The following is a 1253-nucleotide window of genomic DNA, read 5'->3' as shown; positions in this document are numbered from 1 at the left end:
TGTAGTGGTCAACTAATTCCGGACACCTCGATAGGTGATTTTGACGCCATCGCCCGTTCGTAAACGGTCGGTGGCAGATATCCCAGTTTCGAGTGCAGTCGTTCGTTGTTGTAAAACCCAACGATGTACTCAGTGATGTCGCGTATCGCCTCGGTATGGTTGGCGTAATCACGTCGCCATACCCGCTCCATTTTCAAGCTCAGGAAGAAGCGCTCCATCACTGCGTTATCCCAGCAGTTACCTTTACGGCTCATGCTCTGCTGCATGTCACTTCTTGCCAGTAGCGCTCTGTAGCTCGCACTCGCGTACTGGCTGCCGCGATCCGAGTGGGCGATCAAGCCGGGTGGCGGTTGACGTTGAGCAACTGCCAGCTGCATTGCACTGCACACCAGTTCAGCCGGCATGTTCGGCGCCATTGACCAGCCCACTACCTTGCGTGAGAACAAGTCCAGCACCACAGCCAGATACAACCAGCCACTACGGGTTCGAATGTAGGTAATGTCTGCTACCCAAGCCTTGTTCGCCGCCTCGGGTTCAAATTGGCGGTTCAATACATTTTCAGCAATCGGCAGGTCATGTTTGCTGTCGGTGGTGTGCACAAATTTACGCTTCCACGCCGAACGCAGGCCGTTGACGCGCATCATGCGGCGAATCTTGTAAATGCCTACTTCCATACCCTTTGCGCGTAACGCTTTACGCAATGGGCGACTGCCATAACAGCCGCCACTTTCAGCAAACGACGCCTTGAGTTGCAGAGCAACGGGGCAGATCGATGCAGGAGCCTCAGCGCGCTTGTTGGCCTCGTAGAAGCCGGATCGACTAACCCCCAACAAACGGCACACATACGCCACCGAATAAGCCTTCTGTTGCAGCTGCCGAACCAAACGGTACGTTACTTCAGCTCGCGGGCAAAGAAGGCGGTGGCTTTTTTTAATACATCGTTATCCATCTTGAGCTGACGGTTTTCTTGCTCCAACTGGCGAATACGCTGTTGCTCTGAGGTCAGCGGCTTGCCGATCCCGGCTTGCCCCAACTTCTCGGCCTCATACTGTTGTACCCAACGTCGAACGGCCGTATCACCAATATCAAGATCACGACAAACCTGTGAAACACTCAGGCCTTGGTCCTTAATCATCTTTACAACTTCCAGCTTGAAGCTGTCGTCGAATACTTTGCGTTTGTCGGTCATGGAGAGCTCCTCAATAGGTGTATTTTCCACCTATCGGGGTGTCCGGGGAAATTAGACCACTGCA

The 1253-nt window shown here is 53.6% G+C and carries 1 protein-coding gene; it reads right to left on the bottom strand.

Annotation, left to right across the window (positions count from 1 at the left end):
- Positions 1-8: 8 nt before the first annotated feature.
- A protein-coding gene (locus AACY18_RS27890) for an IS3 family transposase (RefSeq protein ID WP_339466845.1) occupies positions 9-1189 on the bottom strand; the annotation gives its coding sequence in 2 pieces (ribosomal slippage) (positions 9-934 and positions 934-1189; 1182 coding nt in all).
- Between the last annotated feature and the right edge of the window lie 64 nt (positions 1190-1253).

Source organism: Pseudomonas sp. EA_65y_Pfl2_P74, assembly GCF_963970575.1.
GTDB classification, from domain to species: domain Bacteria; phylum Pseudomonadota; class Gammaproteobacteria; order Pseudomonadales; family Pseudomonadaceae; genus Aquipseudomonas; species Aquipseudomonas baetica_A.
This window is presented reverse-complemented; position numbering and strand designations above follow the sequence as displayed.